Below are 20,744 nucleotides of genomic sequence, written 5' to 3'. Positions count from 1 at the left end.
CGGGTAGGCACCGGCCGGATTTGGGTTCATTAACGAACGCTTCTTAGCTAGCTGCGCCATGCCTTGCTTGATAACGTCAGGCTGCCCAATGGCTGTGAGTGAGGCTTGCCTGGGGAACAGTCCGGCAGCTACCCCGCATACCCCAGCAGGTACAGCAGCCCGGTCAAGGTCACCAATGAGGCCACGGTCGACAACAGGATCGTCCGCGAAATCAACCCCGCCTCGCGGTTGTAATACTCCGCCAGCATGAACGGCCCGGTGCCGGTCGGCAGCGCCGCCAGCAGCACCGCCGAAGCCGCCCACAGGGTCGGCAGGCTGAACACCTTGAACGCCAGCACCCAGGTCAATGCCGGCTGACCAATCAGCTTCAGCGCCACCAGCGGCCACGGGCTGGCCTGCGAACCGGTACGCTTCTCGGCCAGGAACGCCCCCAGTGAGATCAAGGCACACGGCGTGGTCGCCAGCGCCAGCATGTCGAGAAAATGCGTCACCGGCTCGGCCAATCCCAGCCCACCCATGGCCCACGCCGCCCCTGCCAGCGGCGAAATCACCAGCGGGTTCTTCGCCAGCGCCTTGCTCACCAGCAAAATGGCCCGGCCGATCTGCCGCTCTTCCTGCAGGCCGATTTCAATCAGCGTCAGGGAAATCGCGAAGACCAGGCACACCACGATCAACGACGAGATCAGCGCAGGCTGCAGCCCCGGCTGGCCGAACAGCAGCAGGCACAGCGGAATGCCGATGTAGCCGGTATTGGCATAGCCGGCACTCAGCCCGTCGATACTCGCCGCCACCAGGCCGTGGCCGCTGAACAAGCGCCAGGCCAGGGTGACGACGAACATCGCCAGCGCCCCGGCGCCGAAGGCGATAATGAACCCCGGGTGCCAGATCTCGCTCCAGGTCGCCGTGGCGGTGACCTTGAACAGCAGCGCCGGCAGGCACAGCCAGACCACCATCTTGTTGATCTCGGCAGCGGCCTTGTCCCCGAGCTTGTCTGTCTTGCGGCACAGGAAGCCAACCAGGATCAGGGCGAAGATCGGTGCAACGATGACGAAGATGGTGTGCATGTCAGGCCTTGCCCGCCGCTGGCGCCTGCGCGCGGTTGCCCAGGCGGCTCAACCATACCGAGGCGAGGATGATCGCGCCCCCAAGGAACAACCGACCAAGGGGCTCGTCGCGGTTCCAGATCAGCAGGTTCAGCAGCAGCCCCACCGGCACATGCAGGTTGTTCATCACTGCCAGCGTGGCACCCGAGACTAGGCACGCGCCCTTGTTCCACCAGTACAGGCCCAGGGCCGTCGGGCACAGGCCGAGGAACAGCAGCACCAGCCACTGCACGTCGGTGCTCGGCAGGTGCTGGGCGTTGCCGAACAGCAGGAACGCCGGCAGCACCACGATCAGCGCGCCCAGGTAGAAATAGCCGAAACGCTTGTAGTGCGGCAGGTCGCTGGGGTTGCGGGCGACCAGGTGGCGGTACAGCACCTGGCCGGCGGCGTAGGTGAAGTTGGCCAGTTGCAGCAGCAGGAAACCGACGAAGAAGTCGCCGCTGATGCTGTCGAAACGGATCACGCCTGCCCCCGCCACGGCCACCAGGGCCGCGAGCAGCGCCCAAGGGTTGAAGCGCCGGTTCAGGGCGTCTTCGATCAGGGTCACGTGCAACGGCGTGAGGATGGTGAACAGCAGCACTTCTGGCACTGTCAGCACGCGGAAGCTCAGGTACAGGCAGACGTAGGTGATGCCGTATTGCAGCGCGCCGATCAGTAGCATCGAGCGCAGGAAGCGCGGCTCGACCTGGCGCCAGCGGGTCAGCGGCAGGAATACCAGGCCGGCCAGCACGACGCGGGCGAGTACGGCGAAGTAGCTGTCGACGTGACCGGCCAAGTATTCGCCAATCACGTTGAAGGAAAACGCCTGGATCAGCGCGACGATTATCAGGTAGCCCATGGTTGCCTCTCGTGGATCAAGGGCGCGACCTTAGCGGGTTGCGGCCTTGGTGTTCAACCATGAGGAATGTGGGGGCTGTGCTGGCCCTTTCGCGGGCACGCCCGCTCCCACAGGGACCGCACAAGCCTTGAATGCTGTGGAGTTCCTGTGGGAGCGGGCGCGCCCGCGAAAGGGCCGGCACAGGCAATACAAGAATCCCGGGCATAAAAAAGCCCGGCCATCAGGCCGGGCAGGTACACCCAAAGGAGCAAAAACAGGTGTCAGGGATGGGAATTCGTTGCGCCTCAGGCCACCGCGGCCAGCTTGGCCTTCGCCTGATTCAGGCCCTTCTCGTGGAACTCGCCGCTCATGTTCAGGCCTTCGGCATGGATGAAGTCGACATCGTGAATACCGATGAAGGCCATCACCTGGCGCAGGTACGGTTCCTGGTGATCGCTGGTGGCACCGGCGTGGATGCCGCCGCGGGCGGTCAGGACGATGGCGCGTTTGCCGGTGAGCAGGCCTTGCGGGCCGGTCGGGGTGTACTTGAAGGTGATGCCGGCGCGCAGCACATGGTCCAGCCAAGCCTTGAGGGTGCTGGGGATGGTGAAGTTGTACATCGGTGCGGCCATCACCAACACGTCGGCAGCCAGCACTTCATCGGTCAGTTCGTTGGAACGGGCCAGGGCCTCCAGTTCGGCGGCGCTGCGCTGTTCTTCAGGCTTCATCCACCCACCGAGCAGGTTGGCATCCAGGTGCGGCACCGGGTTTACCGCCAGGTCACGTACGGTGATCACGTCGGCCGGGCGCGCTGCTTGCCACTGCTGGATGAAGTCACGGGTCAGCTGACGGGAAACGGAATCCTGCTGGCGGGCGCTGCTTTCGATGATCAGTACGCGGGACATGGGGTGCCTCCATCGGCAAAAAGGGTTGCGATTCGATGGAGGAGAGATTAAGGCTTGACCTATCGATAAAAAAGCGTAAAAAGTGGGTTCAATCTATCGATTAATCTGTTTTATTGCGCGTTGCAGTCCAGCGCGATGCGCAGCTTGATGATCTGCCGATTGAATTTGGCCGTCACATCGACGCTTTTACCTGCCGGCACATTAACCCGGCGCACCCTCGGTGCCTCGGGCCCGTTGCGGAAAGTCACCTTGCAGGCCGCCGGCACTTGCCCATAGTTGTTCAGAGTAATGGAGCCGATGTCGTAAGCCGTGTCGTAGGTGGTGTAGTCCAGTTTGACCCCGGCCAGGTCCTTCTCCACGTCGATGGGGTAAGCCATGGCCCCAAGGGGCAGGCACAGCAAAATTGCCGCACAACATTTCTTCATGGGCGCTCTCCTTGAAAGAGCGCAGCTTAGGACAACAGGAGCCAAACATGAAAGCGCCGCGCGTGACCCTGGATCAATGGCGGACCCTGCAGGCAGTGGTCGACCATGGCGGGTTTGCCCAGGCCGCCGAAGCCCTGCACCGTTCGCAGTCTTCGGTCAGCTACACCGTGGCGCGCATGCAGGAGCAGCTGGGTGTGCCGCTGCTGCGCATCGATGGCCGCAAGGCCGTGCTGACCGAGGCCGGCAACGTGTTGCTGCGTCGTTCGCGGCACCTGGTGAAGCAGGCCAGCCAGTTGGAGGACCTGGCGCATCACATGGAGCAAGGCTGGGAGGCCGAAGTGCGCCTGGTGGTCGATGCGGCCTACCCCAGCGCCCGCCTGGTACGCGCCCTGGCCGCGTTCATGCCACAGAGCCGCGGTTGCCGGGTGCGCCTGCGTGAAGAGGTGTTGTCCGGCGTCGAAGAAGTGATGCACGAAGGCATCGCCGACCTGGCCATCAGCAGCTACAGCATCGGCGGTTACCTGGGCACCGAGTTGAGCTCGGTGGAGTTCGTCGCTGTCGCCCACCCCGAGCACAGCCTGCACCGGCTGGGTCGGGAGATCACCTTCCAGGATCTGGAAAGCCAGTTGCAGGTGGTGATCCGCGACTCCGGACGCGCCCAGCCCCGCGATGTCGGCTGGCTCGGCGCCGAGCAGCGCTGGACGGTCGGTAGCCTGGGCACCGCCACCACCTTCGTCGGCAGCGGCCTGGGCTTTGCCTGGTTGCCTCGGCACATGATCGAGCGCGAGCTGCATGACGGCGTGCTCAAGCCTCTGCCGCTCGATCAGGGTGGCAGCCGCCACCCACTGTTCTACCTTTATTCGAGCAAAGAGAAGACCCTGGGCCCGGCCACGCAGATTCTCATCGACCTGCTGCGCAATTTCGACACCGCGCCGCTGGACGTGCCCTTCGCAGCCCCCCCACAAGCCTGAGAGGACCGCGCCCATGGCCTATTTCGAACATGAAGGATGCTCGCTGCATTACCAGGAATATGGCCAGGGCGAACCCCTGGTGCTGCTGCACGGCCTGGGCTCCAGCAGCCAGGACTGGGAGCTGCAGATACCCGAACTGAGCCGCCACTACCGGGTGATCCTGATGGACATCCGCGGCCACGGCCGCTCCGACAAGCCCCTCGACGGTTACCAGATCGCCACCTTCAGCGAAGACCTGCTGGCCCTGCTCGAACACCTGCAGACCGGCCCGGTGCACTTCGTCGGCCTGTCCATGGGCGGCATGGTCGGTTTCCAGTTCGCCGTCGATCATCCGCAATGGCTGCGCAGCCTGTGCATCGTCAACAGCGCCCCCGAGGTCAAGCGCCGCACCCGCAGCGACTGGCTGTGGTGGCTCAAGCGCTGGGGCCTGGCGCGCATCCTCAGCGTCGAGACGGTCGGCCAGGGCCTGGCTGCCAGGCTGTTCCCCAAGCCCGGGCAAGCCGACCTGCGCAAGAAGATGGCCGAACGCTGGGCCCGCAACGACAAACGCGCCTACCTCAAGAGCTTCGACGCCATCGTCGACTGGGGCGTGCAGGAACGCATCGGGCAGATTCGCTGTCCCACGCTGGTGATTGCCGCCGACCACGATTACACCCCGATACACCTGAAGGAGCGCTACGTTGCCCTGATGCCCCACGCCAGGCTGGTGGTCATCGAGGATTCCCGGCACGCTACGCCCCTGGACCAACCCGAGGTCTTCAACCAGACCCTGCTGCAGTTCCTTGCAGCCGCTTCCACCTCTCAAGGATCATTGAGCCCATGCTGAAAAAAATTCTGCTTACTGCCTGTTCGGTCGCCTTCGCCACCAGCGTCATGGCTTCTGACAAGACCCCGCACGTTCAGCTGGACACCAGCTTCGGCCAGGTCACCATCGAGCTCAACGCAGAAAAAGCGCCGATCAGTACCAAGAACTTCCTGGCCTACGTCGACAGCGGTTTCTACAACAACACCATCTTCCACCGCGTGATCCCGGGCTTCATGGTCCAGGGCGGTGGTTTTACTGACCAGATGGTGCAGAAAGACACCAAGGACCCAATCAAGAACGAAGCCAGCAACGGCCTGCTGAACACCCGCGGCACCTTGTCGATGGCCCGCACGTCCAACCCGAACTCGGCCACCAGCCAGTTCTTCATCAACGTCGCCGACAACGACTTCCTCAACCCGGGCCGCGACGCCGGTTACGCCGTGTTCGGCAAAGTGACCCAGGGCATGGAAGTGGTCGACCAGATCGTCAACTCGCCAACCACCATCAAGAAAGGCATGAAGGATGTACCGGCCGACCCGGTGTACATCAAGTCCGCCAAACGCATCGACTGACCGCCGGCTTCACAGGGACGTGAAACCTTCCGGGGTCGGGTAGCACAGGAGTCTTGTCACCCATGCTGTATCGCCGTTTCGAGCAACTGATCGACATCTTCCGCGACGCGCCCAGCGAGTCGCCGCCTGGCCACGTCTGGCCGTTCTACCTGTATTACCTGCGCCAGGTCTGGCCGAGTTTTCTCGCCCTGCTGGTGGTGGGCCTGTTCGCCTCGCTGATCGAGGTAGCCATGTTCAGCTACCTGAGCCGCATCATCGACCTGGCCCAAGGCACGCCTAACGCCAACTTCTTCAGTGACCACAGCGGTGAGCTGATCTGGATGCTGGTGGTGGTCCTGCTGCTGCGGCCGGTGTTCTTCGGCCTGCACGACCTGCTGGTGCACCAGACCATCAACCCTGGCATGACCAGCCTGATCCGCTGGCAGAACCACACCTATGTGCTCAAGCAAAGCCTGAATTTCTTCCAGAGCGACTTCGCCGGGCGCATCGCCCAGCGCATCATGCAGACCGGCAACTCGCTGCGCGACTCCGCCGTGCAGGCGGTGGATGCGCTGTGGCATGTGCTGATCTACGCCATCACTTCGCTGGTGCTGTTCGCCGAGGCCGACTGGCGCCTGATGCTGCCCCTGCTGGTGTGGATCGGTGGCTATATCGCCGCGCTGTACTACTTCGTGCCGCGGGTGAAGGAGCGTTCGGTGATTTCTTCCGATGCCCGCTCCAAGCTGATGGGGCGGATCGTCGACGGCTACACCAACATCGCCACCCTCAAGCTGTTCGCCCATACCGACTACGAACAGCAATACGCGCGCGAAGCCATCCGTGAGCAGACCGAAAAGACTCAACTGGCCTCGCGCGTGGTCACCAGCATGGACGTGGTCATCACTACCCTCAACGGCCTGCTGGTCGTAGCGACCACGGGCCTTGCGCTATGGCTGTGGAGCCAGTCGCTCATCACTGTCGGCGCCATCGCCCTGGCCACGGGTCTGGTGATCCGCATCGTCAACATGTCGGGCTGGATCATGTGGGTGGTCAACGGCATTTTCGAGAACATCGGCATGGTCCAGGACGGCCTGCAGACCATCGCCCAGCCGGTCACCGTCACCGACAAGCCCCAGGCGCCGCCGCTCAAGGTCAGCCGCGGCGCCGTGCGTTTCGATGACGTGGACTTCCACTATGGCAGGGCCACCAACGTCATTGAAGGGCTCAACCTGGATATCCGCCCGGGCGAGAAGATCGGCCTGATCGGCCCGTCGGGCGCTGGCAAGTCGACCCTGGTCAACCTGCTGCTGCGCCTGTACGACGTGCAGGGCGGGCGCATCCTGATCGACGGCCAGGACATTGCCGAGGTCAGCCAAGCCAGCCTGCGCGCGCAGATCGGCATGATTACCCAGGACACCTCGCTGCTGCACCGTTCGATCCGCGACAACCTGCTGTATGGCCGCCCCGGCGCCAGTGAAGCGGCGCTGCACGAAGCCGTGCTCCGGGCGCGGGCCGACGAGTTCATACCGCAGTTGTCGGATGCCCAAGGCCGCACGGGCTTCGATGCCCATGTCGGCGAACGTGGGGTGAAGTTGTCGGGCGGCCAACGCCAGCGCATCGCGATTGCCCGGGTGCTGCTGAAGAATGCGCCGATCCTGATCATGGACGAGGCGACGTCGGCGCTGGACTCGGAGGTCGAGGCAGCGATTCAGGAAAGCCTGGAAACGCTGATGCAGGGCAAGACGGTGATCGCCATCGCTCACCGGCTGTCGACCATTGCTCGGATGGACAGGCTGGTGGTGCTGGACAAAGGGCGGATCGTCGAAAGTGGCAGCCACAGTGAACTGCTGGAGCAGCGGGGGCTGTATGCCCGCTTGTGGCATCACCAGACCGGGGGTTTTGTCGGGGTCGATTGAGTCCTGTGCCGGCCTCTTCGCGGGCTCGCCCGCTCCCACAGGTACCGCACAGCTCTAAAGGGCTGTGGTGAACCTGTGGGAGCGGGTTTACCCGCGAAGAGGCCAGCACAGGCGGCAGAAATTTCAATCCTTGCGGTAGGGCAACATCCCCCTGGCCTCCTCCGCATACCCGCGCACCCCTTCCCGCTCCTGCACCAGAAAATCCTCCACCGCCCGCCTCAGTCCCGGGTGGAGCAGGTAATGCCACGACCGCGTCAGCACCGGCTCGAACCCGCGAATCAGCTTGTGCTCACCCTGCGCACCGGCGTCGAAACGCTGCAACCCTTCAGCAATGGCAAAGTCCATGCCCTAGTAGAAGCAGGTCTCGAAATGCAGCCGGTCAAACTCATCCAGGCAGCCCCAATAGCGACCAAACAAGCTGTCGCCTCCCACCAAGCTCAACGCCATGGCCACATCACGCCCGCCCTGGCGCGCCATTACTACCCGCACCGCCTCCGGCATACGCTCGGCCAGCAGGCTGAAGAATTCCCGGGTCAGGTACGGTGAACGCCTGCGCACCGCATAGGTGTTGGCATAGCAGAGAAAAACGAAATCCCACTGCGCCTCGTCCAGCTCGTCGCCGCGGTACCAGCGAAAATCGATGCCCTGCCCCGCCACCTGCTCACGCTCCTTGCGCATCTGTTTGCGCTTGCGTGAGCTAAGGCTGTCGAGAAAGTCCTGGAAGTCGCGGTAGCCGTGGTTGCGCCAGTGGAACTGGCAACCCAGGCGCTCCATCCAGCCCGGCAGGCCGGCCATCTGTGCATCGAACTGCGCGTCGGTGAAATTGATGTGCGCCCCGGACAGCCCGCCCTTGCCCAGGTATTCCGGCAGCGCCTGCAGCACCAGCAGTGCATCGGCTGGGTCGAGCGCCAGCAGGCGCGGCCCGCTGACCGGGCTGAACGGCACGGCACCAAGCAATTTGGGGTAGTAGGCAATGCCGGCACGCTCGCAGGCATCCGCCCAACCGTGGTCGAACACGTACTCGCCATACGAATGCCATTTGCGATACGCCGGCAGCAACGCACGCACCTGCCCGTCGCGCTCCAGCACCAGGTGCTCAGCGGCCCAACCCGTGTTAGGCGCGACGCTGCCGCTGTCTTCCATGGCAGTTAGAAAGGCATGGCGCAGGAACGGTTGGCCAGGGGGAACCAAGGCATCCCAGGTCGCCGCTGGCAGGTCACGCAGATGGGCAAGGCTGTAGAGACTGGTCACGTTTTCGACTCGCTGTTCAAGGCCATCAGTATCGGCGAACAGAGGCCCATCGCTCAAATGTTGATCGCCCCGTTTCGCCTTTCAATCTCAATTACTTAACAGCAGTGCCACTAATTAGACATTATTCTGTAATCCCCCCCCGCAATACTTGCGCCTGTTTTTCGGAACCCCAGAACCTGTCTATTCAGGCCCTTTCCGAAGACATGCCAACATGGGGGCGGGCGCTGAGCCTCCCCGAATCTTTCAAGTAGGGAGAACCTTATGCGTCTTGTTTCTACACTTACCGGAGTGAGCCTCACCGGCATGATGCTGGCTCTGAGTACTCCGGCCAGTGCTGCTGTCGACGCCAAGCTGCTCGAAATGCTCCGCGCCAATGGCTCGATCAACCAGGCGCAGTACAACGAACTGCAAGGCGACCTGGCAAAAGAAACCAAGGAAAAGGCCGACCAGAAAGCTCAGTCCGATCGTATGAGCGCTTTCGAACAAAAAGTGGCATGGGCCGCCAAGACCCAGATCAAGGGTGATGTACGCCTGCGTTACGAAGACGTCAACGTCGACAACCCGATCTCCCGCAGCCCGAACCAGGACCGCGAACGTGTTCGTGCCCGCGTCGGCTTCTACAGCGAGATCAACCCGCAGGTCGACGCCGGCGTGCGTGTGGCCACCGGCAGCAGCGCCGATGCCCGCTCGACCAACCAGAGCCTGGACAACTACTTCGAGAAAAAATCCCTGTGGGTCGACCTGGCCTACCTCGACTGGCACCCGACCGCCGTGCCTAACCTGCACCTGATCGGCGGCAAGATGCTGCAGCCTTGGGTGAGCATGGGCGACATCATCTGGGACAGCGACATCAACCCGGAAGGCGTGGCGGTCACCTACAAGACCAACGCCGGCCCGGCTGAAGTGTTCGGCAGCATCGGCCACTACAACCTGAAGGACAACGTCGACGGCGACGGCGTCCAGTACAAACACGACGCGCAACTGTACGCGGCCCAGTTGGGTACCAAGTTCAACGCGGCTGACACCGTCAAGGTCACCGTCGGCGCCAGCCTCTACGGCTACGACAATGACAAGGCCTCGGCATTGCTGCGTTCGCTGGGCAACACCACCGACGAGTTCAACCTGGTTGAAGGCTTCGGCCAGGTCGACTTCACTGGCTTCGCCATCCCGGTGTCGGCTTACGGCCAGTACGTCAAGAACACCGAAAGCACCGACGGCATGGACACTGCCTGGCTGGCAGGCCTGAAGTCCAAGATCGGCGCCTGGAGCCTGGACTACAACTACCGCGACGTACAGCGTAACGGTGTAGTCAGCCTGTTCACCGACTCCGACTTCGGTAACGGCTTCACCGGTTCGCGCGGTCACAAGTTCAAGGTTGGTTACGAGATCGACAAGAACTTCGCGCTCGGCGCGGCCTACATGATGGCCAAGACCGACTACTCCAACCTGCCGAACAGCGATGCCAGCGTAGACACCCTGCAGGTAGACCTGGAAGCCAAGTTCTAAGCTGCAAACACCTCTGTTTCACTCCAAGGCGGGGAATGCCGACCCCATCCGGCGTTTCCCGCCTTTTTTTTGCCTGTTAGAAAGCTGGGGCTGCTTCTCAGCCCTTTCGCGACGCAGGGCCGCTCCTACAGAAGATCACGGTCTCCTGTAGGAGCGGCCTTGCGTCGCGAAAGGGCCGCAAAGCGGCCCCAGCAATCCCGACGTCAACGCTTGCGCAGAATCACGCTACCAATCGAATAGCCCGCACCAAACGAGCTCAGCACGCCAAGCGACCCTTGGGCCAGATCATCCTGGTACAGGTGGAAGGCAATCACCGAGCCCGCCGAACTGGTGTTGGCGTAACGGTCGAGAATCACCGGTGCCTCTTCCTCGCTCACTTCACGCCCCATCAGCTTCTTGACGATCAAGTGGTTCATGCTCAGGTTGGCCTGGTGCAGCCAGAAGCGCTTGACGTCAGAAGGCTGCAGGTTGTTCTCGCCCAAGTGCTTGCCGATCAGCTCGGCGACCATCGGGCAGACTTCCTTGAACACCTTGCGGCCTTCCTGCACGAACAGTTTGTCGCGCGTGCCGATGCCCTCTTCCGCCGCGCGGTTGAGGAAGCCGAAGTTGTTGCGGATGTTGTTGGAGAACGCTGTCTGCAGCTTGGTGCCAACGATGTCGAACTGGTGCGCCGAAGTGGCCTTGTCGGCACGTTCGACCAGCACTGCCGTGGCGGCGTCACCAAAGATGAAGTGGCTGTCGCGGTCGCGGAAGTTCAGGTGCCCGGTGCAGATCTCCGGGCTGACTACCAGCAGCGCCCGGGCCTGGCCAAGTTGCACGCTGTTGGCAGCGGTCTGGATACCGAAGGTGGCCGACGAGCAGGCCACGTTCATGTCGAAGGCGAAGCCCTCGATACCCAGCGCCTGCTGCACTTCAATGGCGATGGCCGGGTACGGGCGCTGCAGGTTGGAGCAGGCGACGATCACCCCGTCGACATCCGCCGGAGTACGCCCTGCGCGTTCCAGCGCCTGGCGCGCAGCGGCCACGCCCATTTCGCAGAGGATCGACTGCTCGTCGTTGGAACGCTCGGGCAGGCGCGGCTTCATGCGTTGCGGGTCGAGGATGCCGGCCTTGTCCATGACGAAACGGCTCTTGATGCCCGAGGCCTTTTCGATGAAGGCGGCGTCGGACACCGGCGCTGCTTCGATTTCGCCACGCTCGATGGCGGCGGCGTTGTCCTGGTTGTATTGCTGCGACCAGGCATTGAAGGAGGCCACCAGTTCTTCGTTGGAAATGCTCTGGGCCGGGGTGTACAGGCCGGTGCCGCTGATCACGACGTTATGCACGATCGATCCTCTGCTCAAAGGCCATCGCCACGGGGCGCTGGCTGGGAATATGGCAACTTAATGGCACTTTCGTGCCAATTAAAAGACGTACGCTGACACTGTGGGAGCGGGCGTGCCCGCGAAAGGGCCGCAAAGCGGCCCTCAAATTCCCTGAAGTGTGCCACAAATCAAGGCAGTTAGCCTTCCACCTGGCTCCACTGCTTGCTCAATCTCTTGTCGGAAATGGGCAGTTTGGTACCCAACTGCTGGGCAAACAGCGACACCCGATACTCCTCCAGCAGCCAGCGGTACAAAGTCAGCTGCTCATCGCGCTTACCTTCCTGGGCATGCTTGTCGGCCCGTGCCTTGTACTGCGCCCACAGGTTGCTCAGCTCGCCGCTCCAGACCCGGTCCTTCTGCACTTGGGCGCCGAGCTTCTCGAGGCGCAACTCCACCGCCTTGAGGTAGCGCGGCAACTCCTTGAACCAGACTGCCGGGGTCTCGCGCACGAAACCCGGATAGACCAGGTTGGCCAGCTGCTGCTTGATGTCGTTCAGCGCCACCGCCTGGCTCAGGTCGATCTTGCCCTTGAAGCGCTTCTGCAAGCCATGCCACAACTTGAGTACTTCCAGGGTCAGGCGGGCCAGGCGCTCGGCGTGCTCGGCCCAGCTGCCGCGCTTGCGCTCGGCCAGCGCGGCCAGGGCTGCGCCGTCACGCGGCAAAGTGGCTTCTCCCTCGAGGATGCAGCTGTCCAGGCTGGCCAGCAGAATGTCCTCGACCAGCGCCTCGACGCGGCCCAGTTCGCGGTACAGCAGGCCCAGCTCGGTCAGCCCCGGCAGCTTGCCGCGCAGAAACTTGGCAGGCTCCGCCAGCTGCTGCAGCAACAGGCGCTGCAAGGCGCGACGGTGCTGGAACTCGGCTTCAGCCTGGGTTGAGAAACGCCCCTCTCGCACCGTGCCGTTTTCTTCCACCAGGGCCGGGTACACGGTCATCGAAAGGCCGGCGATCTTCTGCTGGGCGGTCTGTTTGACTTCGCTGAAGGCCTTGGCCTGCACCGGTTGCTCGCTCTTCTCGGTACGCGGCACGGCCAGTGCCGCCTGGCTGGCGGCAGCAAAGCGCGCGGTCAGCTCAGCCAGGTCGCGACCTTCGCCAAGGAACTTGCCCTCGCCATCGACCACTTCGATGTTCATGCGCAGGTGGCCTTCGACCAGGTTGACCGATTCGGCCCAGGCTTCATCGGAAACCCGCGCACCGGTCATGCGCAACAGCTCTTGGCCCAACGCCTGGGGCAGCGCGCCCTGGCCGAAGGTCATGCGCGCCAGCGATGCCTTGACGAAGTCGGGCACCGGCACGAAGTTCTTGCGCAGGGCCTTGGGCAGGTTGCGCACCAGCGCCACGCACTTGGCTTCGAGCAGGCCTGGCACCAGCCACTCCAGGCGCTCGCCCGGCAGGCTTGGCAGCAGCGGTGCCGGCACCCGCACGGTTACGCCGTCACGCGGGTGGCCCGGCTCGAAGTGGTAGGTCAGCGGCAGGCGCAGTTCGCCCACCTGCAGGCTGTCAGGGTACTGCGCGGCGGTGACTTCGCTGGCTTCGCGGGCCAGCACGTCTTCCTCGCGCATGATCAGCAGGTTCGGGTCCTTCTGGCTGGTCATGCGGTACCAGGCATCAAAGGTCGCGGTCTGATGGATCTCCGCCGGCAAGCGTGCTTCGTAGAAGGCGTAGAGGGTTTCTTCATCGGCCAGAATGTCGCGCCGACGGGCTTTGGCCTCCAGTTCGTCGAGCGCTTCGAGCAGGCGCTTGTTCGCCGCCAGGCATTTGGCCTTCGACTGGATTTCACCGCCGACCAAACCCTCGCGAATGAACAGTTCACGCGAGGTGACCGGGTCGATCGGGCCAAAATGCACCGGGCGACGGCCGACCAGGATCAAGCCGTACAAGGTGATCTGCTCATAAGCCACCACTTGCCCGCGCTTCTTTTCCCAGTGCGGCTCGAAGTGGTTCTTCTTGATCAGGTGGGTCGCCAGCGGCTCGATCCAGTCCGGCTCGATCTTGGCAACCATGCGCGCATACAGCTTGGTGGTTTCCACCAGTTCGGCGGCCATCACCCACTGCGGGCGCTTACGACCGATGCCCGATGACGGATGCACCCAGAAGCGCCGCTGGCGGGCCCCCTGGTAATCGCCTTCCTCGGTCTTCTGGCCGATCTGGCTGAGCAGGCCGCTGAGGATTGCCTTGTGCACCTTCTGATAATCAGACGGTTCCTTGTTGACTGCCAACTGCAGCTCGCGGCAGATCAGCGACAACTGGCGATGAGCATCTCGCCATTCACGCAGGCGCAGGTAATTCAGGAAGTTCTTGCGGCACCAGTTACGCAGCGGGCTGGCCGTCAGCGCCTGGCGTTGCTCTTCGAAACCTCGCCACAAGTTGACCAGCGCGGCGAAGTCGGTATCGGCGTCCTTCCACTGCGCATGGGCCTGGTCGGCCGCCTGCTGGCGCTCCGGCGGGCGCTCGCGCGGGTCTTGCACCGACAGCGCACTGGTGACGATCAACACCTCCTGCAGGCTGCCCTGACGCGCGCCTTCAAGCAGCATGCGGCCCAACCGTGGGTCGATCGGCAGGCGCGCCAGCTGGCGGCCAATCGGCGTCAGCTGGTTCTCGCGGTTGACCGCCGACAGCTCCTGCAGCAGGTTGAAGCCGTCGCTGATGGCCTTGCCATCCGGCGGCTCGATGAACGGGAAGGCGTCAATCGCGCCCAGGCGCAAGTGCAGCATCTGCAGGATCACCGCCGCCAGGTTGGTGCGCAGGATTTCGGGATCGGTGAAGGCCGGCCGGCCGTTGAAGTCTTCTTCGCTATACAGCCGAATGCAGATGCCCGGCTCGACCCGGCCGCAACGGCCCTTGCGTTGGTTGGCACTGGCCTGGGAAACCGCCTCGATCGGCAGGCGCTGGACCTTGGCGCGGTAGCTGTAGCGGCTGATGCGCGCGGTGCCGGTGTCGATCACGTAACGGATGCCGGGCACGGTCAGCGAGGTTTCCGCGACGTTGGTGGCGAGCACCACACGGCGCCCGGTGTGCGACTGGAAAATGCGCTGCTGCTCGGCCGGCGACAGGCGCGCATACAGCGGCAGGATCTCGGTGTGGCGCAACTGCGCCTTGCGCAGGATCTCTGCGGCGTCGCGGATTTCCCGCTCGCCCGGGAGGAACACCAGTACATCGCCGGGGCCTTTGCCCACGCTGCGCTCATGCTGGGCGATCTCGTCGAGGGTGGCGAGAATCGCCTGGTCGACGGTGAGGTCGTCCTCGACCTGGTTGCCCTCCTCGTCCTGCTCGCTGGTCAGCGGGCGATACCAGGTTTCTACCGGGAAGGTTCGGCCGGACACCTCGATGATCGGCGCATCGTCGAAGTGCTTGGAGAAGCGCTCCAGGTCGATGGTTGCCGAAGTGATGATCAGCTTCAGGTCCGGGCGGCGGTGCAGCAGGGTTTTCAGGTAGCCGAGCAGGAAGTCGATGTTGAGGCTGCGCTCGTGGGCTTCGTCGACGATGATCGTGTCGTAGCGCTCGAGAAAACGGTCGTGCTGGGTTTCGGCCAGGAGAATGCCGTCGGTCATCAGCTTGACCAGGGTGTTTGCATCGCTCTGGTCTTCGAAACGCACCTGGTAACCGACCAGCCCGCCCAGCGGCGTGCCCAGCTCTTCGGCCACCCGGGCGGCGACGCTGCGCGCGGCGATTCGCCGTGGCTGGGTATGGGCGATCAGGCCATGGCTGCCGCGGCCCAGTTCCAGGCAGATCTTTGGCAGCTGGGTGGTCTTGCCCGAACCGGTTTCACCGGCGATCACCAGTACCTGGTTTTCCGCCAGGGCTTTTTTGATCTCGTCGCGCTTGGCGGCGATCGGCAGGCTGTCGTCGTAGCGGATCTGCGGCACGCTGTTCTGGCGAGCGGTGACCTGGGCGCAGGATGCCTGGACCTTTTCCACCCACTGCGCCAGCTTTGCCTCATCCGGGCGCTTGCGCAGTTCATGCAGCTGCCGGCGCAGGCGATGGCGCTCGGCGATCATGGCGTGGTCGAGGTTTTGCAGCAGTTTGTCGATGGCGTGGTCAGTCATGGGGCTTTTTAATGATGCAGGTGAGCCTGCTTTTTCATGATCGGCATTCGAAGGATGCGCGATTGTCGCAGATTTGCCGTTTCTCTGCTGCCTGTACCGGCAATGGCAATGTTTAGCCAAGTCCAATGTGAACGTTGCCATTCACTGCTTTAATCAACCTTACGCCGCATGTGAGTATCAAAGGCATGACTCCCGTCCAGACCATCGCCCCACCGTCGTCCCGCCCTTCGCTCCCGAAGGCCCGGTCCCGCGCCGGTGAAAATCCGCTGGTCCACATCATTCTCGCCTTCTGGGCCCTGTGGCACTGCCGCCACGCACGCCCACCAGATTTCTCGCTCACGCCATTGTGACCCGACTCGGCCGCAACCCGGCCGTCTGACTCAAGTGGACCGCGCCTGCGCGCCGGTCCCGTGCGCCTGTGAGCGAATCCATCATGCACTTTGCACCTGTAGAGCACGCCGCCCGTTTCCTGGCAGAAAACCCCGATATCGAACTGTTCGAACTGTTCATCCTCGACGCCAACGGCGTGCCCCGCGGCAAGCTGCTGCACCGCGAAGAACTGCTGGCGGTGTACCAGAGCGGCCGCCCGCTCCCCAGCACCATCCTCGGCCTGACCCTCAATGGCGACGACGTGGAAAACTCCGGCCTGGTCTGGGATGTCGGCGACATCGACTGCCGCGCCTACCCACTGGAGGGCAGCCTGGTACGCCTGCCCTGGCGCCGAGTGCCGACGGCGGCGGTGCAGGTCAGCATGCACCCGAGCGAAGGCCTGCCAGCCAGCGTCGCCGACCCACGCCATGTGCTGCTGCGTACCATCGACGCGCTCAAGGCTGACGGTTACCACCCGATAATGGCCTGCGAGCTGGAGTTCTACCTGCTCGACCAGAAGCGCGACGCCCAGGGCCGCCCGCAGCCGGCGCTGGACACCGACGGCGGGCGCCCACGCAGCACCCAGGTCTATGGCCTGCGCGAGCTGGAGCAGATCGAGCCGTTCCTTGCCGACCTCTACGCTGCCTGCAAGGCCGAGGGCATCCCTGCCCGCACGGCGATCTCCGAGTACGCTCCGGGCCAGGTGGAAATTACCCTCGAACATGGCGATGCCCTGGAGGCAATGGACCAGGCCGTGCGCTACAAACGCCTGGTCAAGGGCGTGGCCCATGCCCATGGCATGCAGGCCTGCTTCATGGCCAAGCCGTTCGCGCAGCTGGCCGGCACCGGCATGCACATGCACCTGAGCCTGGCCGACAGCACCGGCAACAACCTGTTCGCCAGCGAAGACAAAGCCGGCACCCCGCTGCTGCGCCAGGCGGTGGCTGGCATGCTCCGCCACCTACGTGACTCGCTGCTGCTGTTCTGCCCCAACGCCAACTCGTTCCGCCGCTTCCAGGCCAACAGCTATGCGCCACTGGCGCCGACCTGGGGCGTGGACAACCGCACCGTCAGCCTGCGCGTACCCGGCGGCCCGGCCAACAGCCGGCATGTCGAACACCGCATCTGTGGCGCCGATGCCAACCCGTACCTGGCTGCCGCCGCCATCCTGGCCGCCAGCCATCGCGGCATCCGCGAGCAGCTGGACCCAGGCGCTCCAGTCGAAGGTAACGGCTATGCCCAGGCTACCGAACACCTGCCCACCGACTGGCTGACCGCTCTGGATGCACTGGAGCGCTCGCACTGGGCGCGAGAAGCGCTCGGCGAGGCGTTTCTAAGCGTCTACCTGAAGGTCAAGCGCGCCGAGTACCGCCAGTTCATGGCCGAAGTCAGCGAACAGGACTGGCGCTGGTACCTGCACCAGGCCTGAGCCTTACCCAATCAAGAACAAGGAACACCCATGAACGCAGCATTGAACAACGGCCCGGCCCAGCGCGCGCCGTCCTATTACAGCGCCTCGCTGAACGACCACACCGAGTACCCGCAGCTCAGGGGCACGGTACAGGTCGACGTCGCCATTATCGGCGGCGGCTTTACCGGTGTGGCCACTGCAGTGGAACTGGCCGAACGCGGCCTGAAGGTGGCGATCGTCGAGACCCACCGGATTGGCTGGGGTGCCAGCGGGCGCAACGGCGGCCAGGTCACCGGCAGCCTGTCGGGTGACGAGGCCATGCGTACGCAGATGCGCAACCACCTGGGCGCCGAGGTCGATGATTTCATCTGGCACCTGCGCTGGCGCGGGCACCAGATTATCGAGCAGCGGGTCGAGCGCTATGGCATCGACTGCGACCTCAAGCGTGGCCACCTGCATGCCGCGATGAAACCTTCGCACATGGAGGAGCTGCGCAGCTTCCAGGCCGAGGCCGAACGCCGCGGCATGGGCGACCAGGTGCAACTGCTCGACCGCAACGGCGTCGCCGGGCACCTGCAGAGCCCGCTGTACCTGGGCGCACTGAAAAACCTGCGCAACCTGCACCTACACCCGCTCAACCTGTGCCTGGGCGAAGCCCGCGCGGCCCACAGCCTGGGTGCGCTGATCTTCGAGAACTCCGAAGTGCTGGACATCGTCCACGGCCCGCGCCCGGCGGTTGTCACCGCCCACGGCCGGGTCGAGGCGCGCCAGGTGATGCTGGCCGGTGACGTCTACCACAAACTGGAAAAACGCCAGCTCAAGGGCAAGATCTTCCCAGCCATGGGTGGCATCGTCACCACCGCCCCGCTGGGTGAACTGGCGCAGCAGATCAACCCGCAGGACCTGGCGGTGTACGACTGCCGCTTCGTCCTCGACTACTACCGCCTGACAGCCGACAAGCGCTTGCTGTTCGGCGGCGGCGCCAACTATTCGGGCAAGGACTCGCGCGACATCGAAGGCGAGCTGCGCCCGTGCATCGAGCGCACCTTCCCGGCGCTCAAGGGCGTGCCAATCGAGTTCCAGTGGAGCTGCGCGATGGGCATCGTGGTCAACCGCATTCCGCAGCTGGGCAAGCTGTCGGACAACGTCTGGTACTGCCAGGGCTATTCCGGGCACGGCATCGCCACCAGCCATATCATGGGCGAGATCATGGCCGAGGCACTGACGGGAACACTGGAGAAGTTCGACACCTTCGCGCAGTGCAAGCACGTGCGGGTACCGATGGGGGACTTGCTGGGCAATCCGTTGCTGGCGGCGGGGATGTGGTACTACCAGATGCTGGAAAAACTGCGCTGATCTCATTGGCTGCTTCGCGGGACAAGCCCGCGAAGCAGCCAATGAGAGGGATCAGGCGATCTTCTTCAAGCCTTGCTTCTTCAGCTCTTCATCGCGCAGCTCGCGACGCAGGATCTTGCCAACGTTGGTAGTCGGCAGCGCATCGCGGAACTCGATGTGACGCGGCACCTTGTAGCCGGTGACGTTGGCACGCATGTGTTCCATCACCTGCTCCTTGGTCACGGTCATGCCCGGCTTGACCACGATGAACACCTTGATCACTTCACCCGACTTCTCGTCCGGCACACCAATGGCTGCGCACTGCAGCACGCCCGGCAAGGCGGCGAGGACGTCTTCGAGTTCGTTGGGGTACACGTTGAAGCCCGAGACCAGGATCATGTCCTTCTTGCGGTCGACGATGCGCATGTAGCCATCGGGCTGGATCAGCGCAATGTCGCCGGTCTTCAGCCAGCCGTCGCTGTCGAGGATCTCGGTGGTGGCATCTTCACGCTGCCAGTAACCCTTCATCACCTGCGGGCCCTTGACGCACAGCTCGCCGGTTGCACCCAGCGGCAGCTCGTTGCCGGCGTCGTCGATGACCTTGCACAGTGTCGAGGGCACCGGGATGCCGATGGTACCCACCTGGTTGGCCTCGGCAGGGTTCACCGCCGCCACCGGGCTGGTCTCGGTCATGCCGTAACCTTCGCAGATCGCGCAGCCGGTAACGCTCTTCCAGCGCTCGGCGACACTCAACTGCAGGGCCATGCCCCCGGAAAGGGTGATTTTCAGCGCCGAGAAGTCCAAGGCGCGGAATGCCTCGTTGTTGCACAGCGCAACGAACAGCGTGTTAAGGCCGACAAAACCACTGAACTTCCATTTGCCCAGTTCCTTGACCATGGCCGACAGGTCGCGTGGGTTGCTGATCAGCACGTTGTGGTTGCCGATCAGCATCATCGCCATGCAATGGAAGGTAAAGGCATAGATGTGGTACAGCGGCAGCGGGGTAATGAGGATCTCGCAGCCTTCCTGCAGGTTGGCGCCCATCAGCGCCCGGCACTGCAGCATGTTGGCCACCAGGTTGCGGTGGGTCAGCATCGCGCCCTTGGCCACGCCGGTGGTACCGCCGGTGTACTGCAGCACCGCCACGTCGTTGGCTTGCGGGTTGGCTTCGGTGACCGGCTGGCCCTTGCCCAGCGCCAGGGTATCGTTGAAGCGCACGGCGTTCGGCAGGTTGTAGGCCGGCACCATCTTCTTCACGTACTTGATCACGCTGTTGATCAGCAGGCGCTTGAGCGGTGGCAGGAGGTCGGCCACTTCGGTGACGATGACGTGCTTGACCTGGGTCTTGGGCACTACCTTTTCGGCCAGGTGCGCCATATTGGCCAGGCACACCAGGGCCTTTGCGCCGGAGTCGTTGAACTGGTGTTCCATTTCCCGCACGGTGTACAGCGGGTTGGTGTTGACTACAATCAGGCCGGCGCGCATGGCACCGAATACGGCTACCGGGTATTGCAGGACATTGGGCAGCTGGACGGCAATGCGGTCACCCGGCTTGAGGTCGGTGTGCTGCTGCAGCCACGCTGCAAAAGCGCCTGACAGCGTGTAGAGCTCGCCGTAGGTGATGGTCTTGCCCAGGTTGCTAAAGGCCGGTTTATTGGCAAAGCGTTGGCAGGATTGCTTGAGTACCGCCTGGATATTGGGGAATTCGTCAGGATTGATTTCCGCCGTAATCCCGGCTGGGTACTTATCCTTCCAAAAATTTTCGATCATGGAAGCCCACTCCTTCAGCAACAGCGAAGTTCGATTCACGCGTCTATGCGTTTATTATTGATATGAGATGGCGGTTCGTTGCAAACCGAATCATCTGAAAGCGCGCCGAGAGTAACAGCTTTGATAGGGGTCGCCTAGGGGCCAAGACCGGCCTTACAGTCACGAAAATGACTCAACGAACGATACAGGTCATTTTTAGAGT

14 protein-coding genes and 1 pseudogene are annotated in these 20,744 nt (G+C 63.3%); 7 read left to right on the top strand and 8 right to left on the bottom strand.

Annotated elements, in window-relative coordinates; genetic code table 11:
• Positions 1 to 128 precede the first annotated feature (128 nt).
• The 4 genes from APH28_RS14475 to APH28_RS14460 all read right to left on the bottom strand — a co-directional run bounded on the left by APH28_RS14475 (position 129) and on the right by APH28_RS14460 (position 3,250).
• A complete protein-coding gene (locus tag APH28_RS14475) occupies positions 129 to 1,064 on the bottom strand; it encodes an AEC family transporter (RefSeq protein WP_060510432.1) in 936 nt (311 codons plus the stop codon).
• Between the two features lies 1 nt (position 1,065).
• Complete coding sequence (locus tag APH28_RS14470) at positions 1,066 to 1,941, bottom strand: carboxylate/amino acid/amine transporter (RefSeq protein ID WP_060510430.1); 876 nt, start codon at positions 1,939 to 1,941, stop codon at positions 1,066 to 1,068.
• A 284-nt stretch (positions 1,942 to 2,225) separates the two neighbouring features.
• Positions 2,226 to 2,825: an FMN-dependent NADH-azoreductase gene (locus tag APH28_RS14465; protein ID WP_060510428.1), complete on the bottom strand. Its 600-nt coding sequence runs from the start codon at positions 2,823 to 2,825 to the stop codon at positions 2,226 to 2,228.
• A gap of 110 nt (positions 2,826 to 2,935) precedes the next feature.
• Positions 2,936 to 3,250 carry a hypothetical protein gene (locus APH28_RS14460; protein ID WP_060510426.1) on the bottom strand — a complete coding sequence of 105 codons (315 nt, stop codon included), beginning with the start codon at positions 3,248 to 3,250 and terminating at the stop codon, positions 2,936 to 2,938.
• A gap of 47 nt (positions 3,251 to 3,297) precedes the next feature.
• Between APH28_RS14460 and APH28_RS14455 the strand changes: the two genes are divergently transcribed.
• The 4 genes from APH28_RS14455 (at position 3,298) to APH28_RS14440 (ending at position 7,493) form a co-directional block, all read left to right on the top strand.
• On the top strand, positions 3,298 to 4,221 hold the full coding sequence (locus tag APH28_RS14455; RefSeq protein ID WP_060510424.1) for a LysR family transcriptional regulator: 924 nt from the start codon (positions 3,298 to 3,300) through the stop codon (positions 4,219 to 4,221).
• A gap of 13 nt (positions 4,222 to 4,234) precedes the next feature.
• Positions 4,235 to 5,047, top strand: coding sequence for an alpha/beta fold hydrolase (locus APH28_RS14450; RefSeq protein ID WP_060510422.1), 813 nt, complete (start codon positions 4,235 to 4,237; stop codon positions 5,045 to 5,047).
• Positions 5,041 to 5,598, top strand: coding sequence for a peptidylprolyl isomerase (locus APH28_RS14445; RefSeq protein ID WP_060510420.1), 558 nt, complete (start codon positions 5,041 to 5,043; stop codon positions 5,596 to 5,598). The genes APH28_RS14450 and APH28_RS14445 overlap by 7 nt, the downstream gene beginning before the upstream one ends.
• Positions 5,599 to 5,660: 62 nt before the next feature.
• The gene (locus APH28_RS14440) at positions 5,661 to 7,493 is read left to right on the top strand and encodes an ABC transporter ATP-binding protein (protein ID WP_060510418.1); all 1,833 of its coding nucleotides are present in this window, start codon (positions 5,661 to 5,663) and stop codon (positions 7,491 to 7,493) included.
• A gap of 123 nt (positions 7,494 to 7,616) precedes the next feature.
• Here the strand turns inward: APH28_RS14440 and APH28_RS14435 are convergent.
• Positions 7,617 to 8,744, bottom strand: a pseudogene (locus APH28_RS14435) (GNAT family N-acetyltransferase).
• Positions 8,745 to 9,005: 261 nt separating this feature from the next.
• Between APH28_RS14435 and APH28_RS14430 the strand changes: the two are divergent.
• The gene (locus APH28_RS14430; protein ID WP_060510416.1) at positions 9,006 to 10,250 is read left to right on the top strand and encodes a putative porin; all 1,245 of its coding nucleotides are present in this window, start codon (positions 9,006 to 9,008) and stop codon (positions 10,248 to 10,250) included.
• Between the two features lie 203 nt (positions 10,251 to 10,453).
• Here the strand turns inward: APH28_RS14430 and APH28_RS14425 are convergent, their stop codons facing one another.
• Positions 10,454 to 11,575, bottom strand: a complete 1,122-nt coding sequence (locus APH28_RS14425; RefSeq protein ID WP_060510414.1) for a beta-ketoacyl-ACP synthase III — start codon at positions 11,573 to 11,575, stop codon at positions 10,454 to 10,456.
• A gap of 176 nt (positions 11,576 to 11,751) precedes the next feature.
• Positions 11,752 to 15,657, bottom strand: coding sequence for an ATP-dependent RNA helicase HrpA (gene hrpA / locus APH28_RS14420; RefSeq protein WP_060510412.1), 3,906 nt, complete (start codon positions 15,655 to 15,657; stop codon positions 11,752 to 11,754).
• A gap of 433 nt (positions 15,658 to 16,090) precedes the next feature.
• Here hrpA and APH28_RS14415 point away from each other — a divergent pair, with 433 nt between their 5' ends.
• Positions 16,091 to 17,455: a glutamine synthetase family protein gene (locus tag APH28_RS14415; protein ID WP_060510410.1), complete on the top strand. Its 1,365-nt coding sequence runs from the start codon at positions 16,091 to 16,093 to the stop codon at positions 17,453 to 17,455.
• Between the two features lie 30 nt (positions 17,456 to 17,485).
• Complete coding sequence (locus APH28_RS14410; RefSeq protein ID WP_060510408.1) at positions 17,486 to 18,793, top strand: FAD-binding oxidoreductase; 1,308 nt, start codon at positions 17,486 to 17,488, stop codon at positions 18,791 to 18,793.
• Positions 18,794 to 18,844: 51 nt separating this feature from the next.
• Here the strand turns inward: APH28_RS14410 and fadD1 are convergent, their stop codons facing one another.
• Positions 18,845 to 20,542, bottom strand: coding sequence for a long-chain-fatty-acid--CoA ligase FadD1 (fadD1, locus tag APH28_RS14405; RefSeq protein WP_060510407.1), 1,698 nt, complete (start codon positions 20,540 to 20,542; stop codon positions 18,845 to 18,847).
• Positions 20,543 to 20,744: the final 202 nt, after the last annotated feature.

Origin of the sequence: Pseudomonas sp. NBRC 111124, from assembly GCF_001320245.1 — a bacterium.
In the GTDB taxonomy this organism is placed as follows: Bacteria; Pseudomonadota; Gammaproteobacteria; order Pseudomonadales; family Pseudomonadaceae; genus Aquipseudomonas.
The sequence above is the reverse complement of the archived record's forward strand: the minus strand, read 5'-3'. Positions and strand labels throughout refer to the sequence as shown.

Excerpts from the sequence above, each read along its gene's own strand:
- APH28_RS14475 (WP_060510432.1), bottom strand. The coding sequence starts at position 1,064 with ATGCACACCATCTTCGTCATCGTTGCACCGATCTTCGCCCTGATCCTG.
- APH28_RS14470 (WP_060510430.1), bottom strand. The coding sequence starts at position 1,941 with ATGGGCTACCTGATAATCGTCGCGCTGATCCAGGCGTTTTCCTTCAAC.
- APH28_RS14465 (WP_060510428.1), bottom strand. The coding sequence starts at position 2,825 with ATGTCCCGCGTACTGATCATCGAAAGCAGCGCCCGCCAGCAGGATTCC.
- APH28_RS14460 (WP_060510426.1), bottom strand. The coding sequence starts at position 3,250 with ATGAAGAAATGTTGTGCGGCAATTTTGCTGTGCCTGCCCCTTGGGGCC.
- APH28_RS14455 (WP_060510424.1), top strand. The coding sequence starts at position 3,298 with ATGAAAGCGCCGCGCGTGACCCTGGATCAATGGCGGACCCTGCAGGCA.
- APH28_RS14450 (WP_060510422.1), top strand. The coding sequence starts at position 4,235 with ATGGCCTATTTCGAACATGAAGGATGCTCGCTGCATTACCAGGAATAT.
- APH28_RS14445 (WP_060510420.1), top strand. The coding sequence starts at position 5,041 with ATGCTGAAAAAAATTCTGCTTACTGCCTGTTCGGTCGCCTTCGCCACC.
- APH28_RS14440 (WP_060510418.1), top strand. The coding sequence starts at position 5,661 with ATGCTGTATCGCCGTTTCGAGCAACTGATCGACATCTTCCGCGACGCG.
- APH28_RS14430 (WP_060510416.1), top strand. The coding sequence starts at position 9,006 with ATGCGTCTTGTTTCTACACTTACCGGAGTGAGCCTCACCGGCATGATG.
- hrpA (WP_060510412.1), bottom strand. The coding sequence starts at position 15,657 with ATGACTGACCACGCCATCGACAAACTGCTGCAAAACCTCGACCACGCC.
- APH28_RS14415 (WP_060510410.1), top strand. The coding sequence starts at position 16,091 with ATGCACTTTGCACCTGTAGAGCACGCCGCCCGTTTCCTGGCAGAAAAC.
- APH28_RS14410 (WP_060510408.1), top strand. The coding sequence starts at position 17,486 with ATGAACGCAGCATTGAACAACGGCCCGGCCCAGCGCGCGCCGTCCTAT.
- fadD1 (WP_060510407.1), bottom strand. The coding sequence starts at position 20,542 with ATGATCGAAAATTTTTGGAAGGATAAGTACCCAGCCGGGATTACGGCG.